The sequence below is a fragment of the Kribbella lupini genome (assembly GCF_039529595.1).
Lineage (GTDB): Bacteria > Actinomycetota > Actinomycetes > Propionibacteriales > Kribbellaceae > Kribbella > Kribbella lupini.
This window is the reverse complement of record NZ_BAAANC010000002.1, coordinates 1,694,584-1,716,698: the sequence shown is the minus strand read 5'-3', so window position 1 is coordinate 1,716,698 and position 22,115 is coordinate 1,694,584. Positions and strand designations below refer to the sequence as shown.

The following is a 22,115-nucleotide window of genomic DNA, read 5'->3' as shown; positions in this document are numbered from 1 at the left end:
GGTCAGTGCTTGGTGGCGCCCTCCGCGCCGGCGCCGGTGAGCGAACGGACGGACAGCTCGTTGTAGCGCAGTTCGCTGGAGCGGTCCTTGCCGACGAAGGTGCCGATCACGCCGAGCAGGAAGCCGAGCGGGATCGAGACGATGCCGGGGTTGGACAGCGGGAACCAGGAGAAGTCGGCGCCGGTGATCATCGAGGTCGACGAGCCGGACACCACCGGCGAGAAGATCACCAGCACCACGGCGCTGATCAGGCCGCCGTAGATGCTCCACACGGCGCCGGAGGTGTTGAACCGCTTCCAGAACAGGTTGAACAGCAGCGCCGGCAGGTTCGCCGAGGCCGCGACGGCGAAGGCCAGCGCGACCAGGAACGCGATGTTCAGCTTCTGCGCCGGGATCGCCAGCCCGATCGCGACCGCGCCGATCCCGATCGCGGCGAACCGGGCGACCCGGATCTCGTTCCGCTCGGTCACCTTGCCCTTGGCGATCACGTTCACGTACAGGTCGTGCGCGAACGACGAGGCCGACGTCAGCGTCAGCCCGGCGACCACGGCCAGAATGGTGGCGAAGGCAACGGCCGCGATCAGCGCGAGCAGGATCGCGCCGCCGATCGAGTCGGCGCCACCGCCGACCACCTCGGCCAGCAGCACCGACGCGGTGTTGCCCTTCGAGGTCGCGACCGCACTGTCCTTGCCCGTGTTGAGCAGCGCCGCCGCACCGAACCCGAGGGCCAGCGTCATCAGGTAGAACGCGCCGATCAGGCCGATTGCCCACTGCACCGACCGCCGCGCGGACTTGGAGTCCGGCACGGTGTAGAAGCGGATCAGGATGTGCGGCAGGCCCGCCGTACCGAGGACCAGGGCCAGGCCGAGGGACAGGAAGTCGATCTGGCCGACCAGGTCCTTGCCGTACAGCAGACCGGGCTGCAGGAACGCCTCGCCCTTGCCCGAGTTGGCCGCGGCCGCGCCGAGCAGCTTGGACGGGTTGAAGTCGAACTTCAGCAGCACCAGGAACGTGATCAGCAGCGTGCCGGTCATCAGCAGCACGGCCTTGACGATCTGCACCCAGGTGGTGCCCTTCATGCCGCCGATCGTCACGTAGACGATCATCAGCGCGCCGACCAGCACGATCACGCCGGCCTTGAGGCCCTCGCTCTTCACGCCGAGCAGCAGGCCGACGAGCGACCCCGCACCGACCATCTGGGCCAGCAGGTAGAAGATCGAGACGACGATCGTGGACGACGCGGCCGCCGTCCGGACCGGGCGCTGCTTCATCCGGAACGCCAGCTGGTCGGCCATCGTGAAGCGGCCGGAGTTGCGCAGCAGCTCGGCGACGAGCAGCAGCGCGACCAGCCAGGCCACCAGGAAGCCGATCGAGTACAGGAAGCCGTCGTACCCGTAGAGCGCGATCTGGCCGGAGATGCCGAGGAACGACGCGGCCGACATGTAGTCGCCGGCCACGGCCAGGCCGTTCTGCGAACCGCTGAACGAGCGGCCGCCGGCGTAGTAGTCGGCGGTGGTCTTGTTCTGCCGCGACGCCCACCAGGTGATGTACAGCGTCACGGCAACCACCGCGGTGAACAGCGAGATGGTCAGCGCCTGGTTGCCGGGCTCGGCGTCGGCGAGTGGAATCAGCAGAGTGTTCACCGGCGGCGCTCCCTCTTGTACTTGGCGTTCAGCCCGCTCGCGAGCGGGTCGAGCTTGCGGTTCGCGAACCGGCCGTAGAGGAAGGCGATCACGAAGGTGGAGACGAACTGCAGCAGGCCGAAGATCAGCGCGATGTTGATGTGGCCGACCACGCGCGTACTCATGAAGTCCCGGGCCCAGTTGTTGCAGGCCACGTAGGCCAGGTACCAGACCATGAACGTGATGGTCCAGGGCACCACGAAGTTCTTGTAGCGGCGCTTCAGCTCGGTGAAGTCGGCCGCCTCGTGCACCGCTTCGTAGGCGCGGGCGTCCCGCTCGCGCACTGCGTCGTCTTCCATCTGCACCCCTCAGTCGGGAACGAACAGATGCACGTTAGCCCCCGCGGGCGCGTTTGTGACCCACCGCGACCAAAAAGTTGCCGAGGGCGTCAGAGAGGTGGTGCGACGGGCGCGTCGAGGGTGCGCTGGTAGTTGGCCAGGTCGCTCGGCCAGGTGCGGTAGCAGTTGGTGAAGTACGGCATCCGCAGCGGCTCAGGGGGACGGGCGGTGCCGTCGTAGATCCCGTCGATCTGCTCGAGCACCGACTCGCGACGGGACTCGGTCAGGACCGAGACCCGCGAGTGCGACAGTGCGAGCTGGCGCAGGCCGCCGCGGTCCAGGTCGTGCCAGTGCCGGAACCGGCCGGTCTGCACCTGGGCGAACAGGTCCGACTGCAGCAGGATCGGCATCGGGTCGAACTGGTCGGCACCGGCCAGGAAGTCCTCACCGAGGATGGCCCGGTGCAGCCGCCGTACCCACGGGACGACGGTGTCGTAGTGATTCCAGAGCAGGCCCAGTACGCCGTTCGGCCGCAGCACGCGGGCGATCTCCGGCAGCGCCCGTGAGTGGTCGAACCAGTGGAAGGCCTGCCCGACGATCACCGCGTCGACCGAGCCGTGCGCCAGCGGGATCGACTCGGCGGCGCCGACCATCGTGTCGACCCCTGGCACCTTGCGGCAGACCGTCAGCATCTCCTCCGACGGGTCGACCGCGACCACGTCGTGGCCGAGCGCGGCCGCCACGGCGGTCAGCTTGCCGGTCCCGGCGCCGAGGTCGAGCACCTGCAGACGGCCCGGCCCGAGGATCCACGACAGCGCCTCGGCGGGGAACGTCGGGCGGCCCGCGTCGTACGCGGCCGCCACGGCGCCGAAGGAGCGGGCGCGCTCAGGTCCTGGGTCGTCGGTGGTCATCACCGTAAATCATGCCGTAGCCGCGCCCGGTGACGTCAGGGCGCGCGGTAGGGCGTGTCTGCGAATAGTGACGCGGCAGTTGTTCTACTCTCCGAGTTTCTTCTGCTCGATGTGCTCGTTGATCGCGTGCAGCTCGGGGTGCTTGCCCATGATCGCGACCAGGTCGGCGCAGTTCAGGTCCGCCGCGTCGAACTCCTCGATCAGCGTGGTGAGCAGCTTGCGGTCGTCCGGCGTGTCCAGCGTGAGCCGGTACTGCGAGGCGTCGCCGCCGTCCCACGGCATGTTCAGCAGCCGCATGTCGCCGGTCCGGTTCTGGTGCAGGTACGACGTGACGTGCTCGCGGTCGGCCGGGATCGTCGCGTCGGCGTCGGCCCGCAGCAGCCGCGGCCCGGAGAAGATCTCGTAGTCCATGCCGCGCGGGTAGGTCCGCTCCAGGCAGTTCGAGACGTACAGGTTCTCGGCGGCCTCGGCCTCGAACCGGTCGACCCCCTCGGTGATGACGCCCGGGTCGATCAGCGGGCAGTCCGAGGTGACCCGGACGACGCCGTCCAGCCCGTGCTCGCGGATCGCGCCGGCGAACCGGGACAGCACGTCGAGCTCGCTGCCCCGGAAGACCGGGAAACCGGCCGCGGTGGTCTGCTCGACGATCGGCTCGTCGTCGGAGTTCGTGGTGGTGGCCACGATCACCGGCAGGCCGGTCGCGGCCAGCCGGTCCAGGTGGTGCTGGAGGAACGTCCGGCCGCCGGCCTGCAGCAGCACCTTGGCCGGCAGCCGGGTGCTGGTGGCGCGGGCCTGGGTGATGATCCCGATCTTCATGACAACACCTTCGCAGTTCTGGGTTTGACCAGCAGCGCCGGATCGGTCCAGCGGAACAGGTCACGGATCTCGGCCGGTCCGGCCAGGTGCTCGACGCCCAGTTCGGCGTCGGTGAACGCCTTGGCCAGGTCGAGCGGCACGTACGGCTGGTTCAGTTCCGGCCACAGGCGCCGGATCCGGGCCTGGCCGCCGAACGAGGGGTGTTCGTTCTCCAGCAGCATCGGGTCGCCGTACACGCCCGGTTGCAGTCCGATCGAAGCACCGTACAGCACCGCGGAGCTGAGCCGGTTGGAGGCGACCCTGCGGTGCTTGCGCAGCTCCTTGAGCTGCTTGAGCAGGAAGTCGGCGTCGGTCTTGCGCCAGTGCAGGCCCCGGTACCCGTGCGTGATCACCCGGAAACCGGCGTCGGTGTAGACCTGCTTGATGGCCTCGTTCTCGAACTCGTTCCAGTACAGGCAGACGGTCACCGGACCGGTCTCGTGCTCGTTGATCGAGGCAACGATCTCGGCGTGGTCGCCGAGCACGTTCTGCCCTTCCCAGCCGTGGAACGGGTAGAAGATGGTGCCCGCGGCATCCGGGGCCGGCGCGGCCAGCTCGGGGTGCAGCTCCAGCAGGTACAGCCAGGCCGACCCGATCACCGAGTAGTTGCGCAGGCCCATCGACCAGCCGCGGCGGCGGACCGTGTCGGACCAGACGAACTTCGGCATCCCGGCCACGAACGCGGTGTTGTACGCGAACCCGTCGAGGATGTTCCAGCCGTGCTGCAGGTAGCCCCAGATGGTCGGCGGATCACCGGCCGGCAGCCCGGCGTACTTGGCCATGATGTGCGCGTGGCCGTAGAAGTGGTTGGCGTGATGCATCAGCGCACCACACGGCGGACGCGCTTGACCACGACCCGGGCCGGGTTGAGCACCGCCTGACCGACCCGGTACGGCTTGGAGCGCCGGATCCCCTTCAACTGACCCTCGAACCAGGTGGCCTGCGTGCTCGCGTCGGCCAGCTCCTGGGCCAGCCGGGCGATCGTGGCCAGCTGCTCGGCGCTGCCCTGCGGGCGGATCATCTCGTTGTTGTCGGCAACGGCGGCCCAGAGCTCGTCGGTGACGGAGATGCCTGCCATCGACGCCAGGCGGGCGGTCAGGTCGCGCGGCGCGCTGCCGACGGCCCATGGTTGCCGCGAGCCCGCTTCCAGCGAGCGCCGGGCGAACCGCCCGAGCTGCGCCACCACAAGCGCGTCGCCCGTGCTCTCGAGCGCCGGCGCGGTGCCGAACAGCCGGTACGTCGTACCGTCGCTGATCACGTTGTCGGCCGAGGCGACCGCGGCGGTCGCCGCGTCCTGCCCCCGCAGCCACTCGACGTACGCCGGGATGATGCGCCGCAGCGCCGCGTGGTCGTCGATCCGGAGCGCGGTGAACAGCTCCTCCTCGAGCAGCACTCCCGGTCCGGCCGGGACAGCGCCATCGGGCAGTACGCCGGGAGACTCCGCACCCACGACGAAGAACCAGCCCGGCGCCAACTCCATCCCGAGGCCGGCAGCCACTGCCTCCTGGGTGGTCCGGTACGGGTCGGTCAAGGTCGGCCCGGAGAACCGGGCCGCGACGGACCGGGCCACCACAGCCGCAGCCAGCGCCTGGTCGACGCTGCTCAGCCCGACCGAGGCCTCGACCAGGGTCGGGAAGAGGGCATACGTGCTGGTCACCCGCAGGTCAGCGGTCTGCAGCGCGCTCAGCACCGCCTTCAACCCCGCGGGGGCCGCGGCGTCGCCGCGGACGTCCGCCGGCCAGTCCTCGTCGCGGGGGACGGTGATGGTCGGGTCCGGCTGGACCAGCCGCTCGATGCCGAAGCTGTTCTCGGCACCGAGCAGAAGCCGTCCTCCCGGGGCGAGCCGGGATTTCAGCGCCGCGAGCCCGTCCGCCCACGGCAGTACCAGCGTATCCGGCCCGATCAGCCGAGGCACCCCGTCGAGCGCCACGACCACGTCGTACGACGCTTCGCCGTGCTCCGGGCCGAAGTGGTCCAGCGTGCCGCAGAAGACGCGGACGTCGAGCGCCTGCGCGATCTCCTCGGCGTCGGGCGCCGAGCGCGCCAGGACGTCGACCGAGGCCGCCGTCTTGGCGAGCTGCTCGAGCAGCTCCAGCGAGTGCGGCCCCGCGACGAGCACGGAGTCGGTGGGTCGGACGACGGCGGCCAGCAACTCGGCCGCCACCGGCCCACCGACCGCGGGACGGGCGTCCGACGGGTGCAGGTCGGACCAGTTCAGCAGCTCCCCGGCGATCATCACCGAGCGTGCCGGACTGGTCTCTTCCGAGGACTGATCAGATGTCACAGTGGTCAATTCTCTGACTCTCCGCAAGAAAAGGTGATCAGGAGACCAGTTTCGTCAGCGTCTCGATCACCCGATCGACGTCCGCGTCGGTCAGGTCGGGGTACATCGGCAGCGAGATCTCCTCGCGGTAGAACTGCTCCGCGTTCGGGCACATGCCGCGCTGGTAGCCCGCGTTCGCGAACACCGGGTGCCAGTAGACGGGGATGTAGTTCACCTGGACGAGGATGCCGGCCGCGCGCATCGCCTCGAAAACCTCGCGGCGGCGGCCGCCGAGGACGCGGACCGGGTACAGGTGCCAGGCCGGGTCGACGTAGTCGCGCTGGGCCGGGGTCCGCAGCCCGTCGACGCCCGCGAAGGCCTCGTTGTAGCGCGCGGTGATCTCGGAGCGGCGCTTCTTGAACGCGTCCAGCCGCTTGAGCTGGGACAGCCCGAGCGCGGAGGCGATGTCGGTCAGCCGGTAGTTCAGGCCGTGCTCGTGCACCTCCTGGTGCCACGGGCCCTCGTCGGTGATCTCGAACCGGTCGGCGTCGCGGACCAGCCCGATGAAGTGGAACTCGTGCACCCGCTGGGCCACCGCCGGCTCCTTGGCGACGACCGCGCCGCCCTCACCGGTGGTCAGGTTCTTGGTCGGGAAGAACGACAGCGTCGTGACGTCGGCCAGGTCGCCGACCGGGCGACCCTTGTACGTGCCGCCGACCGAGTGCGCGGCGTCGTCCAGCGTCTTCGCGCCGACCCGGTCCGCGATCGGCTGCAGCGCGTCGTAGTCGGCGGCGTGGCCGGCGTAGTCGACGGCCGCGATCACCTTGGTGCGGTCGGTGACGACCGCCTCGACGGCGGCCGGGTCGAGCAGCGCGGTGTCTTCTTCGACGTCGGCGAACACGATCTTCGCGCCGAGGATCGCCGCGCAGGACGCGGTCGCCACGAACGTCATCGGCGTGGTGACGACCTCGTCACCGGGCCCGACGCCCAGACCGGCGTACGCCATGTGCAGGGCCGCCGTCCCGGAGGTGCAGCTGACGGCGCGGTGGCCGCCGGACAGCTCGCCGATCGCGTTCTCGAACGCGGTGACGGTCGGCCCGGTGGTCAGCCAGTCACCGCGCAGGATCGCGGTGACGGCCTCGATGTCCTCGTCGCTGATCGACTGGCGTCCGTAGGGCAGCATCGGCTCAGACGTCGCTCTCGAGGATCTTGGTGATCTCCTCGATCGTGTACCACTCCTCGTTGTTGTCCGAGGTGTAGTGGAACCCGTCCGCGACCGGTACGCCGTCGGCCGGCGGCTGGTAGCCCCAGGTCGCCAGGTCCGGCTGCAGCACGTAGCGGTCGCCGATCGCCAGGGCGCGGCGGCCTTCCTCCGGGCTGATCATCTCCTCGTGCAGCTTCTCGCCCGGGCGCAGGCCCATGTCGTGCATCTTGGCGCCCGGCGCGATCGCCTGGGCCAGGTCGGTGATCTTCATCGAGGGGATCCGCGGCACGTACAGCTCGCCGCCCTGCATCTGCTCGAACGAGTCGACCACGAACTGGACGGCCTCGGGCAGCGTGATCAGGAACCGGGTGCAGCGCAGGTCGGTGATCGGCAGCGACTGGCCGGCCTCGTGCAGGGCGCGGAACTTCGGGATGATCGAGCCGCGCGAGCCCATCACGTTGCCGTAGCGGACCACGCAGAAGCGGGTCTCGTAGGCGGCGGCGTAGTGGTTGCCGGTGATGAACAGCTTGTCGGCGGTCAGCTTCGTCGCGCCGTACAGGTTGATCGGGCTGGAGGCCTTGTCGGTGGACAGCGCGACGACCTTCTTCACGCCGGAGTCGATGCAGGCCTCGATCACGTTCTGCGAGCCGACCACGTTGGTCTGGACGAACTCCCACGGGTTGTACTCCGCGGTGTCGACCTGCTTCAGGGCGGCCGCGTGGACGACGTAGTCGACCTTGTGCATGGCCCGGTTCAGCCGCTGCCGGTCGCGGATGTCGCCGATGAAGAACCGCAGCCGCGGGTCGTCGCCGAACAGCTGGCGGACCTCCCACTGCTTGAGCTCGTCGCGGCTGAAGATGATGATCCGGCGCGGGTCCAGGTTGTCCAACGCGTAGCGGATGAACGCCTTGCCGAAGGAGCCGGTGCCTCCGGTGACGAGGATGTCGGAGCCGGTGAGGATGGACACGTCGAGTAGGACCCTTCTGAGGGGACAGTTCCGGACAGCCGCCTGAGCAGCAACTCCGTACGATAGCGGGCTGCCCGTCGGATGCCTCAATCACCGGTTGGCCCGCCTGTGGACAGACGCCCCATCCGCCCCAGAAGTTCGCCGCCGTCCCACGTGGTTCAGCTCACCCGGTACGGTCTGGGCGTGAACTCGCGGATCGGTGTCAGGTGTGACGTAGGCCCCAAGCGCGGGATCGGCCACGTGATGCGGAGTCTGGCGCTCGCCGAGGAGCTCGTACGGCGCGGTGCCGAGGTCGTGTTCGTCTGCGACAGCCACACGGTGCCCTGGGCGGACGAGCAGATCCGGAGCCGGGGGATCGCGGTCGAGCCGGCGGTGTGGACCGCTGAGGAGCACCTGACGCTGTTCGGGCGGCTGGAGCTGACCGCGGTGGTCTGGGACTCCTACGACCTGGACCCGGCCGTGTTCGCCGCCGTACGGGCGAGCGGACTCCCGAGCCTGGCGATCGTCGACGGCGGGTACGGCGGGGCGGTGGCCGACATCCTGGTCGACCAGAACCTCGGCTCCGAGCAGGACACCCCCGAGCTGCCCGCCGGTGCCGTCCGGCTGGCCGGGCTCGACTACGTCCTGCTCCGCAACGAGATCCTCGAGCTGCGGCCCAGCGAGCCCCCGACGGTCCGGACGAACGCCGTCCCGAAGGTCTTCGCCTTCTTCGGCGGCACCGACGCGTTCGGAGCCGGCCCGCACGTCGTCCGCGCCCTGGCAGCCACCAATCAGGCGTTCGAGGCGCTCGTCGTAGCTCCCGGTGACGAGCTGGCCGCCGCCATCGCCGCCGTCGACCTGCAAGCCGGCCAGCACGTCGAGGTGATCGGCCCCACGTCCCAGCTCGCCAAGGCCGTCGTAGCCTCCGACCTGGTCATCAGCGCCTCCGGCACCTCCACCTGGGAGCTGCTGTGCCTGGGCGCGACAGCCGGCCTGGTCTGCGTGGTCGACAACCAGGTGATGGGCTACGAACGCACGGTAGCCACCGGCGCGGCCGTAGGCATCGGCGTCCTCTCCGACCTCAAACAAGACCCCACCGCAGCCGCCGCCGTACTGGGCCCGCTGCTGCAGGACCCGACCGAGCGAGCCCGCCTGGCCGCCGCCGGCTACCAGTTGGTCGACGGCCAGGGCCGAGTCCGCGTCGCCGACGCCCTCTTTCACCTGATCTCGTAGATCGTGGCGTCCAGGGTGGCGTGGCGGAGGCGGACGTACTGCTTCAGGTCGGGGGAGACCAGGCCGGCGCGGTGGTCGGCGTACAGCCAGCGGACGCCGTAGCGGCGGAGGCGGTCGATGATCGGGGCGGACGGCGAGGTGAAGGCGGCGTCGTTGGTGGCCAGGAGCTCGCGGTCCCAGAACTCGAGCAGGCTGGGGTTGCCGCCCTCGGTGACGGAGATGCGGTTGGCGCGGTTGGTGTAGGCCCAGCCCTCGACGAGCATCTGGCGTTCGGACAGGGCGGCGATCCAGAAGTGGCGGCTGTCGCAGACGTCACCGCGCTGGACGATGCAGTGGGCGTTCGTGGCGACCAGGTCGTCCTTGCCCGTGTTCGCCTGCAGCCAGCGGGCCGCGTCGGCTTCGGCGGTGGTCGGCCCGCCACCGGCGACCTTGCCGTAGATGACGAGGGTTGCCTGGTCGGAGACGAGCGTCAGCAGGGGGAGTGAGGTCGAGCCGGCCATGCAGGCGGCGACCAGTGAGGCCAGTGCCGCGGTGAAGAGGCCACCACTGCGGCCGCCGAGTCGCCAGGCGATGGCTGCGACCAGTCCGGCCACCAGCAAGGCCAGCAGGGTCAGGAGAAACGGCACCTTCACGCCGGACACGTCGTCCGACGCCACTCTGGCGAAGCCGGCGCCGAACAGCCCGAGACCGGCTGCCGCAGCGACCAGTACGCCGCCCCGCCGGTCGCCGAGCTTGTCGGTCAGCCGGGCCAGGCCGAGGCAGGAAAGCACCGCCAGGAAGGGAAAAGCGGTCCGGTAGAAGTAGACCTGGCTGACTCCGGGCTGCGACGTCAGCACGCTCGCCGCGAAGCCGCCGATCGCGGCACCGGCCAGGAAGACCACACCGGGGTCCCGCCAGAACCTGCGAAGGAACAGCACGCCGACCACGGCCAGACCCCACGCGGCCGTCGTCGTCGCCGCACTGAGCAGCTGCGCGGCCCGGTCCACGCCGGTGCCGTGCCGGAGCGCGGCGTACGGCTGGAGCTGGATGAAGATCTGCGCCGGCTTGATCTGGAGGCCGGACGACTCACCACCGAACACCACGATCGCGGCGGCGACGAAGATCACCAGCACGACCAGCCCGCCGACCAGAGCTCGCCAGGTCGAGCGCCTCGTCGCTAGGCGAGCCAGGAAGACCAGTCCGAACCCGCAGATCGCCAGCGGCAGGATCGTCGCCTTGGCACCGGACGAGGCCAGTGCGACCAGCACGAACAGGATCCACCGGCTACGGACAGGCCTCGCCCGCAGCAGGTCCACAGCCAGTACGGCGAGCAGCAGCGCCAGCATCATGCCCAGGTTCTGCGTCGGGCTCAGGTACTGGCTCGAGGCCATCGAGATGTTGCCCAGCGAGATGTCGTGCAGCGGCTGCAGCGTGCCACCCACTCCGGCCAGCAGTACGGCGAACGGCCCGGCCCAGACAGCTCCCGGATGCGGCTCCTCACCAGGCTTCGCCAGGAAGCGCTGGGTCAACGTGAACACCAGCGCACAGCAGGCCAGTGCGAGCGGCACCCACAGCAGCGCGTACAGCAGGTTCGTCAGGTTGATGCCGGTCGACCAGGAAGTCGCCGCAGCTACCTGGTGGAAGAACGTGTGGTACTTCATCGGCTCGCCGAAGACCCACAGCGGCACGATCGGTACGTCGGTCTTGGCGCTCGCCGCCAGCGCCTGGTGGAACGCCATGTCCGAGAAGGCGACGTTCGGATCCGTGTACGCCGGTGCGTAGCGCCCAGGGCCCTTGGCGTACATCAGCAGCATCACCAGCGCCGTGGACGCCGCCAGCAGCCAGGCGGTCACCGGCCCGAGCGGAGCCTCAACTCGGCGCCACACGCGAGCCCTGACGTCCCCGTCGATCACACCGACGACCAGGACGATCGGAGCCCACACCCAGGACCAGCGCTGCAGCCCCACGGACGAGCCGGCCAGGTAGACGAGCAGCTGAGCCGCCGTACCGACTGCGAAGCCGGCTGCGCAGTCCTCGACCAGGTTGCGGCGGTACGCGCCGATCAGTCGCCACAGGACCAGGCCTGGCAGTCCGACACCGAGCAGGACGAACGCCGTGAACTTCAGCACGTCCAGCACCGGAGCGTGCCGGTCCATCATCACCAGCGCCAGCACGGCGACCGGTACGACGGCAGCAAGACCGGCGATCGAGCCGGTGCCGCGTTCCCTCGGCCCGCGCCGTCTCGCTCTAGCCATGCGGGTCACCCTAATCGGGCTAGACCACGAACAGGTACACCCGTGTCACGAACAGTGGTCAGGGCAGCTCGTAGATCAGCGCGTCCGGCGTCGCGTAGCGCAGCGTCGCCAGCGTGTCGAGGTTCTGCGAGACGGCGGTCTGGGTCGGGTCGGCGTACAGCCAGCGCACGCCGTACTTGGTGCGCAGCAGCCGCAGGTTGTCGCGGGTCGGCGAGGTGAACGCCCGGTCGTTGTCCTCGAGCTTCTGCTCGTCCCAGAACGGCAGGCCGTTGGGGCTCTTGCCGGTGGCGGCGACCAGGTCGTTGATGGTGTTGGTGTAGCCCCAGCCCTCGACCAGCACGTGCCGCTCGGACAGTGCGGAGATCCAGAAGTGCCGGACGTCGCAGCCGGAGGCGTTCTTCATCGCGCAGTGCGCGTTGGTCGCGACCAGGTCGGACGGCGAGGTGTGGTCCCGCAGCCAGTGCGCGGCGTCGGTCTGGGTCTGCGTCGGGCCGAGCGGGTACTTGTCGGTGAGCGGCTGCAGCGTGACCTCGCGGTAGTTCAGCATCGTCTGCACGGGCAGCAGCAGCCCTGCGCCCATCCCGGCCAGGACGAACGACGCCATGGCGATCCGGCTGGGCCTGCCACGCCGCTTGGCCAGCTTCCACAGCCCGGTGACCAGTCCGGCCGCCAGGAGCAGGAAGAGCAGGGTCCAGAGCCAGGGCGCGACCAGACCGTCCAGCGTGCCGTCCGGACGGCGGAACGGCTTACCTTCGCCCGGATTGGCCCGAGTGATCTCCCGGGCCAGGTACGTCGCGCCCGCACCGCCCAGCACCGAAGCCAGTACGGCGATGCCGGACCGCCGGTCGGCGAACCAGAACACCAGCATCCAGGCGCCCGCGGCCGCCAGTGCGGCGATCACCGGTACGGCGGTGCGGTGGAAGTACATCTGGCTGGTGCCCGGCTGGTCGGTCAGCACCATCCCGCCGAAGCCGGCGATCGCGATGCCGACCAGGAAGATCATCCCGGGGTCGCGGAACCAGCGGGCCGTCGTACCGGCCAGGACGAGCAGGCCGGCCGACCCGAGCAGCAGCGACAGGCAGACGATGATGCCGCTGGTCCACATCGCGCCGTGGTCGTACTCGCCCCAGCCGACCTCCTTGGCCGTCAGCGGGTAGGTGCCGATCTTGGCGAACGTGACCCACGGCCGGACCGCGAGGCCCGACGAGTGGTTGCCGAACACCACCACGATCGCGGCCAGGAAGACCGCGCTGAGGATGCCGATCAGGACCAGCGCGTTGACGGCGAACCGGCGGTAGAAGATCCGGATGAACAGCACCAGGCCGAACCCGCAGATGATCAGCGGCAGCACGGTCGCCTTCGAGCCGGACGCGGCCACGCCGATCAGGACGAACAGCACGTAGCTGCCCGGCGAGCTGCGGCCGCGGAGCAGGTCCACGCCCAGCAGGGCCATCAGCGCGATCAGCCCGCCGCCCAGGTTCTGCGTGGGGCTGCCCCAGACGTAGTTCGTCAGGCCCTCGGCCGGCAGCGTCACGTTCGGGTAGGCGTTGACCGTGCCGCCGATGCCGGCCACCGCGATGGCGAGCGGGCCGGCCCAGCGGGAGCCCGGAGCGATCCGGTCGGTCAGCGCGAAGATCAGTGCGCACCCGGCCAGCAGCAGCGGGATCCAGCCGATCGTGTAGACGAGATCGGTCAGGTCCACGCCCGTCGCCCACGCTGTGGCCGCCGTGAACTGGTGCCAGAAGTAGTGGTAGTCCATCTTCTCGCCCTGCAGGTACGGCGCTTGCAGGGGGAAGTCGTACTTCGCGCTGGCGGACAGGGCCTGGTGGAAGGCCATGTCCGGCGAGTTCGAGCGGGCGTCGGCGTACGGCGCGGGCACCAGGTTCCGGTAGCGGCCGGTCGCGTAGATCGGGAGGGCGCAGGCCCCGGCGATCAGCCAGGCGGTCAGCGGGTTGACCGGCCGCTCCACCTTGCTCAGGCACCGCCTGCGCCACGAGGGCACGGAGACGGCCGCCACGAAGACCGGGACGATCCAGAGCCAGGCCCACTCCTGCAGGCCGATCGGTGCGACGGCCATGTAGACCAGGAGCAGGACAGAGACGCCGACCAGCGAGCCGGCGGCGAAGTCCTCGATCAGGTTGTGGCGGAACGGACTGGCCAGCCGCCACAGGATGGTGCCGGGCACGGTGATGCCCAGGACCCAGAACCGCAGCAGCCGGGCGATGCTGTCGCCGGACGAGTGCCCGGCCATCAGCCAGATCAGCAGCCAGGCCAGAGCGACACCGGCGGCCACCTTGATCACGACACCGAGCACAGTGCGCCACCGAACAGCCTTTTGCTCCTGACGCGGCGGGGCACCTGGCAAGCTGGGCGCTCCGAGCGTCATCGTTGGCACGAAGGAAGGTTAGCGGGGCCGAGCGGGCACAAGTAGCCTCGCAGGAGGAGGTGCCGATGCCGACCGCCGTTCCAGTGCTCTCTGTCGTCGTACCCATGTACGACGAGGAGGAGGTGCTGCCGATCTTCTTCGAGCGGATGCACCCGCTGCTGGACGGTCTGGGGATCAGCTACGAGGTGGTCGTGGTCGACGACGGCAGCCGGGACGGGACAGCCGCGTTGCTGAGCGAGGCGGTCAGGACCTGGCCGCAGCTCCGGCTGGTCCGGCTGCTGCGCAACTCCGGGCACCAGGCCGCCCTGTCGGCCGGATTCCGGCGGGCGCGCGGTGAGTACCTGGTCACCATCGACGCCGACCTGCAGGACCCGCCCGAGGTGATCGCCGAGCTGCTGGCCGCCGCTCGGGACCAGGACGTCGACGTCGTGTACGGCGTCCGCTCCGACCGGTCCAGCGACACCTGGGCCAAGCGGACCACCGCCCGGATGTACTACCGCCTGATGTGCCGCCTGGTCGGCCGGGAGATCCCGTTCGACGCCGGTGACTTCCGCCTGGTCTCCCGCCGGGTCGTGGACGCGGTGAACGGCCTGCCCGAGGACGGCAGGGTGTTCCGGCTGGTGATCCCGTGGCTGGGCTTTCCGAGTGCCGAGGTCCGGTACGTCCGGGCCGAGCGGGCGGCCGGCGTCACGAAGTACAACCTGCGCAAGATGCTCGGGCTGGCGTTCGACAGCGTCACGGCCTTCTCGGCGGCACCACTCAGGCTGGCCACCTGGCTCGGTCTGTTCGGCGGCCTGCTGTCGATCGCATTCGTCATCGGCGCGCTGGTGATCAAGCTGACCGGCCAGAGCATCCCCGGCTGGACGTCGACCGTTCTGGCCGTGGCGGTGATCGGCGCGATCCAGCTGCTCTGCCTCGGTCTGCTGGGCGAGTACGTCGCCCGCTTGTTCCTGTCCAGCCAGAAGCGCCCGCAGTTCCTCGTGGGCTACGACAGCCTCGAGGATCCGGGCCATCACACCTACGCCGAGGCACTCGAATCCAGCGATCCCGAGCAGCGGTAGGCTCCGTCACCATGCCCGACCCGATCCCCTTCTCCAAGGCCTACCTGGTGGGCGACGAGCTCGCCTACGTGAACCAGGCCTTCACCTCGGCCGCGGTCGTCGGCGACGGGCCGTTCACGGCCCGCGCGACCGAACTGGTCACCAAGCTGACCGGCGGAGTCGGGTCCCTGCTGACCACCTCGTGCACGCACGCGCTGGAGATGACCGCGCTGCTGCTCGACCTGGCCCCGGGCGACGAGGTGATCATGCCGTCGTTCACGTTCGTCTCGACCGCGAACGCCTACGCGCTGCGCGGCGCCGTACCGGTGTTCGTCGACGTCCGGCCGGACACGCTGAACCTCGACGAGACCCAGGTCGAGGCGGCGATCACCGACCGGACCAAGGCGATCGTCGTCGTGCACTACGCCGGCGTCGCGGTCGCGATGGACGAGATCAACGCCGTCGCCGCCAAGTACGGCGTCGCGGTGATCGAGGACAACGCGCACGGGCTCGGCGGCACGTACAAGGGCCGCCCGCTCGGATCGCTCGGCCTGATGGCCACGCAGTCGTTCCACGGCACCAAGAACGTGCACTGCGGCGAGGGCGGCGCGCTGGTCGTCAACGACGTCGACCTGCTGCACCGGGCCGAGATCATCCGTGAGAAGGGCACCAACCGCAGCGCGTTCTTCCGCGGCCAGGTGGACAAGTACCGCTGGGTCGACATCGGCTCGAGCTACCTGCCGGCCGACCCGCTGGCCGCGTTCCTGACCGCCCAGCTGGAGCGGTTCGACCAGATCCAGGCGCCGCGCTACGCGATCTGGGAGCGGTACGAGCGGGAGTTGGCCGACTGGACCGCCACGCACGGCATCGGCGTACCGACCGTGCCGGACGACTGCGTGCACCCGGCGCACATGTACTACCTGCTGATGCCGACCCACGAGCACCAACTCGGCCTGATCGGGCACCTGCGCGAACGCAACATCACCGCGCCCTTCCACTACGTGCCGCTGCACTCGGCTCCGGCCGGCGAGCGGTACGGCCGGGTCGGCCCGGGCGGCTGCGAGGTCACCGAGCGGATCAGCGGCCAACTGGTCCGGCTCCCTCTGTTCAGCCAGCTGACCGAGGAGGAGCAGACCCGAGTGATCGACGCGCTGCTCTCCTACGCTTTCTGACCCGGGCCAGGACTGACATGGGTTGGTACGACGCGCTGGAGGCCGGTGAGCTGACCAGCAGCCCCTCCGAGTACGAGACGAAGCGCTTCGGCGTCTCCGTCGACCGGGTGTCCGTCTCCGCCTCAGCCGGTACGCCGCTGGAGGAGGTGCTCGCCGCGGTCGACAAGTCCACGGCCGACGTGGTCGTGCTGCGCTACCCGGCGCGGGAGATCTCCTGGTTCGCCGCGCTGGCCGCCGGCCGCCGTACGGCGATCCTGGCGGACTCGCTGGTCTACTGGTCACTCCCCGTAGGCAAAGGCCGCCGCCCGGCGCCGCTGGCCGGGTTCAACGCCGGCCTGGAGTCCTCGATCGACGACGACCTGGTCGACGACCTGGTCGGGGACATCTTCGGCGACTACGGGAACCACTACTGCGCCAACCCGTTGTTCGACCGGGCGCTGGCGCTGGCCGGCTACCAGGAGTGGGCGCGGCGGAGCATCGCCGCCGAGGGCGCCGTCGTACTGCGTGGACCGGACCGCCGCGTGCTCGCCCTGGCGACCGTCGACCAGCAGGAGTCCTGGACCGAGATCGAACTGGCGGGCGTCGTACCGGCCGAGCAGGGCCGTGGCCGCTACGCGCACCTGCTGGCGGCGGTCGAGGACGCCAGTACCGCGCGCCGGCTGGTGATCTCCACGCAGGGGCACAACACGGGGGTCCAAAGAGCGTGGGCCCGTTACGGTTTCGAGCCGGTTCACACCTTGCTCACAGTGCATTTGGTAAACAACACCGAAAGTTTCTGAGAAGATCCGCGCTGCCTCCGTTACCCGCTCGGACGACTACGCAGCGGTGCTAACATGACCGGCGATGGATCACTGGTCGCCGCCCGGACCTTGGTTGCTCCGGCGCCGTGTGCCCAGGCAGCATCGGGTCAGGCGGTAGTGCCGACCAGGATGTCGACCGACCGCCGACTGAGCCGAGGAGATTTGCCGTTGTGACGCCGCGGCTGAGTGTCGTTGTGCCCTTCTACAACGTCCGCGACTACATCGGGGACTGCCTCGACTCGATCGCGCGGCAGACCTGGACCGACTTCGAGGCGATCCTGGTCGACGACGGATCCCCCGACGACAGCGCCGCGATCGCGCAGGACTTCTGCGACCGCGACCCGCGGTTCCGGATCGTCGCGCAGGAGAACCAGGGCCTCGGCCCGGCCCGCAACACCGGGGTCCGGCACGCCGACGGCGAGTACATCACCTTCGTCGACAGCGACGACCTGGTCACCCGGCACGGTTTCGAGAAGCTGATCCGGACCCTGGACAACAGCGGCTCGTCGTTCGCCGGCGGCAACGCGCGCCGGTTCAACAACAGCTCCGGCGTCCGGCCGTCCTGGATCCACCGGCTGCCGTTCGCCAGGGACCGGATCGCCACCCACGTGATCGAGACCCCGGACCTGATCCTGGACCGGATGGCCTGGAACAAGGTCTACCGGCGCTCGTTCTGGGACGACTTCGGCTACGAGTTCCCGGCGATCCGCTACGAGGACTACCCGGTCACGCTGAAGGCGCACCTGGACGCGGTCACCGTCGACGCGCTCGCCGTACCGGTCTACTACTGGCGCGAGCGCGAGTCCGGCGAGTCGATCACCCAGCAGAAGTTCCAGCTGGGCAACATGGAGGACCGGGTCCGGTCGGCCGAGATGGTGATGGACCTGATCGAGACCGGCGACACGCTGCGTGAGGTCCGGCGCCGGGTGCACGCGCACTTCACCCAGATCGACCTGCTGACGCTGATGATGGCGTTCGGGGCCGCGCCGGCCGAGGAGGAGCAGAACCTGCTCAAGCTCGCCCGCCGGCTGATGGACCGCCTGGACGACTCGGTGCTGGCCCGCGCCCACAGCTACGACCGGATCCAGCACTCCGCGCTGGCCGCCGGTGACATCGACCTGCTCCGCCGCCTGGCCCACTTCCGTAACGACGGCGGCCTGCGTGGCGGTGCCCGGGCGCTGTCCCGGCCGGGCCGTCCGTGGCAGTTCGAGCACAACTACCCCGGCGTCCAGGACCAGACCGCCTCGGTGTCGAAGGAGCTCTACCGGCTTCCGATGAAGGACCTGACGCTGGCCACCAGCGTCCGCGAGGTCGGCTGGCTCGACGACGGCTCGCTGTCGGTCAAGGGCACGGCCGAGATCCGGCACCTGGAGACCAAGACGTCGTCCAGCCTGCGGATCGCGCTGGTCATCGGCGGCGCGGAGACCCCGCTGGCCGTCCGGCGGTACGACGCGACCGACACGCACGGCGACCCGGCTCTGGTGGGCTTCGAGGTCCGGCTCGACAAGGCGCTGCTCGGCAAGCTCAAGGGCACCGGCGCCCCGGCGCACTTCATGGTGCGGCTGAAGTCCGGCCGCCTGCGCCGGCACGGCAAGCTCCGTGGCCAGCGGCCCGGTAGCCCGGGCTGGCCGCCGGGCGCCTGGATCGACGGCACCAGCTGGATCCAGCCGGGTCCCGGTGCCGACGGCGCCTTCGTGCTGCGCCGCATGGTCGACCCGACGCGCCTCACGGCCGTCAGCCAGACCGCTGACGCACTGGTCCTGCAGGGCCGCGTACCGGTCGGCCTGGAGGACTCGAAGCTGCAGGTGACCCGGCCGCTGGCCGGCAAGGACCAGGAGCTGCCGCTGACGTTCAGCGGCGACGGCCGCGACTTCACCGTGCGGATCCCGGTCCGGCCGATCATCGAGGACACCAACCCCGACGACCCGTTCACCCAGCGCACCACCTGGGCGTTCCGGCTGGTCGGCACGGACGACGAGAAGCTGCTGCTCTGGACCGCCGCGCCGCAGGCCGTGCACCACCTGGCCGACGGCCGGATGGTCAGCCTGACCCGCTCCACCGGCGGCTACGTCAACCTGCACGAGGCCCCGCTCCGGCTGCCCGCCGAGCACGCCAATGTGGTTGCCGGGAGCAACGGTCTGGAACTGCGGATCGACGGCGCGGTGCTGGCCGGCGACGGGTACACCTTCAGCTGGCGGCGCTACCTGGACGACGCCGACCACCACGCCGACGTCGCCTGCCGGCTGACCGTCGAGGACGGCCGGTGGATCGCCGCCGCCGACCTCGCCGACCTGATCCCGGCCGACGCGGTGGTCAACTCCACCGACCCGCTGGCCAGCCTGGCCGACTGGATCCTCTTCGCGACCGGACCGGACGGCGCCGAGCACGCGGTGCAGTGCGAACCGTTCCTGTCCGCCCGGCTGCCGATCGAGGTCGAGCAGTCCGGTCACACCGCCGCGCTGCGCCCGCACGCCGGCACACTCCACCTCGAGGTCCGCTGATGCATCACCACAACCACTACTACGGCCAGGCCCACATCCTGGCCCGGTACGCCGGACTGGACGACGAGTACCCGCCCCGCCTGCGCGGCTACCTCCAGCACGGCTGGAACATCGCGGACGGCTGGAACCCGGTGCACGAGTTCTACGACGGCGCCTGGCGGTTCACCTGGAGCGACGGACCCCGGCGCCGCGGGCACGCGCTCGGCCGCCGCAACTACGCCAGCATCGGCGCCCCGTTCCTGTACCTGCAGGAGCTGGAGCCCGAGCTCGGCGCCGTACCGGAGGAAGAGCGCGAAGGCACCCTCTGGTTCCTCTTCCACGGCTGGGAGGGCGGCAAGATCCAGGGCGACCACAAGCGCCTGATCGACGAGATCCGGGAGACCGAGCCGGGCCCGGTCACCTTCAGCCTGTACTACACCGAGTACGACCGGCCCGAGGTGCGCAAGTCCTACGAGGACGCCGGGTTCCGGGTGGTCTCGTTCGGCCGCCGCGGGTTCTCCTACGAGGGCACCGACCCGAAGTTCCTCTACAAGCAGCTGGCCGAGCTGCGCAAGCACAAGCGGGTGGCGGCCAACCGGCTGTCGACCGCGATCTTCTACGGGATCGCCGCCGGCTGCGAGGCCGCGGTGTACGGCGACCCGATGGAGATGGAAGGCGAGAACCCGCTCTTCGGCGGGCAGAGCCGGATCGCCCGGCTGTGGCCGGAGATGCTGGGCAAGGAGCTGGACATGGACGCCGCCCGGGCGACCACCGACCTGGAACTGGGCGTGCCGTGGATGATGCCGCCCGCGGAACTGCGGATGCTGTTCGATTGGAGAGAGCGTGTCTGACAACCAGCTGGCCGTCGAGGTCGTCCGCGGTGAGATGCAGCCGTGGAGCGACTACTCCGGCAAGCGGGGGGCTGTCCAGGGGCCGGCGCTGCGCGCGCTGCTCACGGACGTCCTGCCCGACGGGGCACGCACGCTGATCGTGGGCCCGCACGGCGCCGACCTGGTCGAAGCGGTCGTCGCCAAGGCGTCCGAGGCGACCCTGCTGGTCCGTTCGGTCTCTGACGCGGGTGAGCTCGGCGAGACCTTCGGTGAGCGCCTGCAGGTCGTGGCGGGTGCGCTGGACGGTCTGGCCGAGGCCGGGCGTCCGTCGTACGACGTGGTCGTCGCTGCTGACGGTCTGGACCGGGTGATCGGATACGACAGCCCGGACCTGAACTGGTCGCAGCGGCTGGACGCGCTGGCCGCCGTCTGCTCGCCGGACGCCGTGGTCGTGCTGGGCCTGGAGAACGAGTTCTCCCTCACGAACCTGCTGGACCGTCGCCCTGCCGACCAGCGCCACGGCGACGACGAGTGGCGCCCGCTGCACGACGACCCGACCCGTCCGGTCTCCACCGAGCAGCTGCTCGCCGAGCTGGACCGGGTCGGCCTGACCGGTGCGGTCACGTACGCCAGCTTCTCGGTCGCCGAGACCCCGCACGCCCTGCTCGCCACGGACCTCGCCGCGGAAGCCCGTCCCGGCCAGCTCCCCACCCGCCTCGCTGTCGAGGCACTGGAAGCAGCGTCGACGGTCGTCCCGCTGCTCGCCCCCATCGCCGACTCCGCCGAAGCCGCCGCCCGCGCCGGCCTCCTGGCGTCGACGCCCACCGGCTGGCTGGCCCTCCGAGGCGGCACCCCCAGCCACAGCATCTACGCCCAGACCACCGGCCACCCGGCCGTACTGACCGCTGATGCGGATGGTGATGTGTGGAAGGTGGTAGTTGCTGGGGATGAAGTTGAAGCTGAAGGTGCTTTGGCTTTTGATTCCTCGGTTGTTCCGGCGACTGTTCCAGGTGGGGTCACTGCGGAGACCCTGCTCTTCCGTCTGGCGGCTGCTGAGGACGTGCCCGGCTTCCGGGACCTTGCCGGTCGGCTGGGTGACTGGGCTCGTTCGCAGACCAGCAACGTCCTCCCGCGCTGGGACGACGTGGTGGTGAACGGCGACAGCTTCGCCTTCGGCGTGTCCGCCTGGGTGACCGTCGCCGACGAGACCGAGCAGGACCGCCTCGCCGCCGCCTGGGCGCGCTTCCACGACCGCCTGATCGGCACCCACCGCCGGCACCCGTGGCCGCCGTGGATGGTCGGCGACGACCTGGTGTCGGCCTGGCTCGCGATGTCCGGCATCGAGGCCCCGCAGCAGACGCCGGCGACCACGCCCGACACCCCGTCGGCCTCCGTCGCACAGGTTGCCCGGGGCAAGGAGCTGGCCGCCGCGCTGGCCACCGCGCTCGGCGTACCGTCCGACGGTTCGCAGACGCCCGACGTACGGACCGCGCTGGCCGACGTCGACCGCGCCGCGCAGGAGATCCACGAGCTCAAGGGCCAGATCTTCGGCCTGGAGCGCACCCTCGGTTTCCGCGACAAGGCCCTGAAGACCCGCGAGACCCGGTTGCGCGAGATGCGTACCCAGGTCCAGAAGGCCAACGCCGAGCGCACCAAGCTGAAGAACTCCAGGGCGTACTCCGCGGTGAAGCTGATCCGCCAGGCCGCGCAGATCCGCAACCCGCGCAAGTTCGCCGGCAAGGTCAAGCGCCGCGTCAAGCGCCAGCTGCGCAACAAGCTGGGGTAACCAGCACGCTCCCGA

At 70.0% G+C, this 22,115-nt stretch carries 17 protein-coding genes; 7 read left to right on the top strand and 10 right to left on the bottom strand.

Annotation, left to right across the window (positions count from 1 at the left end; translation table 11 throughout):
- Positions 1-2: 2 nt before the first annotated feature.
- The 8 genes from ABD235_RS21455 to pseB form a co-directional block, all read right to left on the bottom strand.
- Positions 3-1,643, bottom strand: coding sequence for a solute symporter family protein (locus tag ABD235_RS21455; RefSeq protein WP_344176712.1), 1,641 nt, complete (start codon positions 1,641-1,643; stop codon positions 3-5).
- On the bottom strand, positions 1,640-1,981 hold the full coding sequence (locus ABD235_RS21450; RefSeq protein ID WP_344176710.1) for a DUF485 domain-containing protein: 342 nt from the start codon (positions 1,979-1,981) through the stop codon (positions 1,640-1,642). The genes ABD235_RS21455 and ABD235_RS21450 overlap by 4 nt, the downstream gene beginning before the upstream one ends.
- A gap of 89 nt (positions 1,982-2,070) precedes the next feature.
- Positions 2,071-2,871 (bottom strand): class I SAM-dependent methyltransferase, encoded by an 801-nt coding sequence (locus ABD235_RS21445; protein WP_344176708.1) that lies wholly within the window; start codon positions 2,869-2,871, stop codon positions 2,071-2,073.
- Positions 2,872-2,955: 84 nt separating this feature from the next.
- Positions 2,956-3,687 carry a cytidylyltransferase domain-containing protein gene (locus ABD235_RS21440; protein WP_344176706.1) on the bottom strand — a complete coding sequence of 244 codons (732 nt, stop codon included), beginning with the start codon at positions 3,685-3,687 and terminating at the stop codon, positions 2,956-2,958.
- Positions 3,684-4,547, bottom strand: a complete 864-nt coding sequence (locus ABD235_RS21435) for a hypothetical protein (protein WP_344176704.1) — start codon at positions 4,545-4,547, stop codon at positions 3,684-3,686. The genes ABD235_RS21440 and ABD235_RS21435 overlap by 4 nt, the downstream gene beginning before the upstream one ends.
- Positions 4,547-6,010, bottom strand: coding sequence for a hypothetical protein (locus ABD235_RS21430; protein ID WP_344176702.1), 1,464 nt, complete (start codon positions 6,008-6,010; stop codon positions 4,547-4,549). The genes ABD235_RS21435 and ABD235_RS21430 overlap by 1 nt, the downstream gene beginning before the upstream one ends.
- Before the next feature lie 37 nt (positions 6,011-6,047).
- Positions 6,048-7,172, bottom strand: a complete 1,125-nt coding sequence (gene pseC, locus ABD235_RS21425; RefSeq protein ID WP_344176701.1) for a UDP-4-amino-4,6-dideoxy-N-acetyl-beta-L-altrosamine transaminase — start codon at positions 7,170-7,172, stop codon at positions 6,048-6,050.
- A gap of 4 nt (positions 7,173-7,176) precedes the next feature.
- A complete protein-coding gene (gene pseB / locus ABD235_RS21420) occupies positions 7,177-8,160 on the bottom strand; it encodes a UDP-N-acetylglucosamine 4,6-dehydratase (inverting) (protein ID WP_344176700.1) in 984 nt (327 codons plus the stop codon).
- Between the two features lie 183 nt (positions 8,161-8,343).
- Between pseB and ABD235_RS21415 the strand changes: the two genes are divergently transcribed.
- Positions 8,344-9,372 carry a PseG/SpsG family protein gene (locus ABD235_RS21415; RefSeq protein ID WP_344176698.1) on the top strand — a complete coding sequence of 343 codons (1,029 nt, stop codon included), beginning with the start codon at positions 8,344-8,346 and terminating at the stop codon, positions 9,370-9,372.
- Here ABD235_RS21415 and ABD235_RS21410 read toward each other — a convergent pair.
- Positions 9,357-11,606 carry a hypothetical protein gene (locus ABD235_RS21410; RefSeq protein ID WP_344176696.1) on the bottom strand — a complete coding sequence of 750 codons (2,250 nt, stop codon included), beginning with the start codon at positions 11,604-11,606 and terminating at the stop codon, positions 9,357-9,359. The genes ABD235_RS21415 and ABD235_RS21410 overlap by 16 nt on opposite strands.
- A gap of 58 nt (positions 11,607-11,664) precedes the next feature.
- Positions 11,665-13,908: a hypothetical protein gene (locus tag ABD235_RS21405; protein WP_344176695.1), complete on the bottom strand. Its 2,244-nt coding sequence runs from the start codon at positions 13,906-13,908 to the stop codon at positions 11,665-11,667.
- 149 nt (positions 13,909-14,057) lie between these two features.
- On the opposite strand from ABD235_RS21405, the gene ABD235_RS21400 reads away from it, so the two are divergent.
- The 6 genes from ABD235_RS21400 (at position 14,058) to ABD235_RS21375 (ending at position 22,100) form a co-directional block, all read left to right on the top strand.
- Positions 14,058-15,053 carry a glycosyltransferase family 2 protein gene (locus ABD235_RS21400; protein WP_344176693.1) on the top strand — a complete coding sequence of 332 codons (996 nt, stop codon included), beginning with the start codon at positions 14,058-14,060 and terminating at the stop codon, positions 15,051-15,053.
- An 11-nt stretch (positions 15,054-15,064) separates the two neighbouring features.
- Positions 15,065-16,204 (top strand): dTDP-4-amino-4,6-dideoxygalactose transaminase, encoded by a 1,140-nt coding sequence (gene rffA / locus ABD235_RS21395; protein ID WP_344176691.1) that lies wholly within the window; start codon positions 15,065-15,067, stop codon positions 16,202-16,204.
- A gap of 17 nt (positions 16,205-16,221) precedes the next feature.
- Positions 16,222-16,983, top strand: coding sequence for an N-acetyltransferase (locus tag ABD235_RS21390; RefSeq protein WP_344176689.1), 762 nt, complete (start codon positions 16,222-16,224; stop codon positions 16,981-16,983).
- Positions 16,984-17,174: 191 nt separating this feature from the next.
- On the top strand, positions 17,175-19,505 hold the full coding sequence (locus ABD235_RS21385; protein ID WP_344176687.1) for a glycosyltransferase: 2,331 nt from the start codon (positions 17,175-17,177) through the stop codon (positions 19,503-19,505).
- Entirely contained in the window at positions 19,505-20,335 is an 831-nt protein-coding gene (locus ABD235_RS21380; RefSeq protein ID WP_344176685.1) for a hypothetical protein, read from the top strand. Before ABD235_RS21385 ends, ABD235_RS21380 begins: the two co-directional genes overlap by 1 nt.
- The gene (locus ABD235_RS21375) at positions 20,328-22,100 is read left to right on the top strand and encodes a hypothetical protein (protein ID WP_344176683.1); all 1,773 of its coding nucleotides are present in this window, start codon (positions 20,328-20,330) and stop codon (positions 22,098-22,100) included. Before ABD235_RS21380 ends, ABD235_RS21375 begins: the two co-directional genes overlap by 8 nt.
- Positions 22,101-22,115 lie beyond the last annotated feature (15 nt).